General features: G+C 67.8%; 1 protein-coding gene. It reads left to right on the top strand.

Annotation, left to right across the window (positions count from 1 at the left end; all coding sequences use genetic code 11):
- The coding region (locus tag AACW18_RS13915; protein WP_218390093.1) for a VCBS domain-containing protein at positions 1-273 on the top strand (273 nt) is incomplete at both ends.

The raw sequence follows: 273 nt of genomic DNA, 5'->3' as shown, positions 1-273 counted from the left end.
GGCACCAACGACGACGCCAGCATCGGCGTCGCCACCCCGGGTGCCGACCAGGGCGCGGTGAAAGAGGACGTGACCCTCAGCACCGGCGGCAAGCTGGTCGCCACCGATGTCGATCAGGGTGAGGCCCACTTCCAGCCCCAGGACCAGGTCAAAGGCGCCCACGGCACCTTCAGCCTGGATGCCGACGGCAACTGGACCTATAACCTCGACAACAACGACCCCGCGGTGCAGGCCCTCAAGGAGGGGGAGACCCTGCCGAGCGAGCACTTCGTG

The organism is Aeromonas sp. sia0103 (genome assembly GCF_963895295.1).
Taxonomy (GTDB): domain Bacteria; phylum Pseudomonadota; class Gammaproteobacteria; order Enterobacterales; family Aeromonadaceae; genus Aeromonas; species Aeromonas encheleia.
This window is presented reverse-complemented; position numbering and strand designations above follow the sequence as displayed.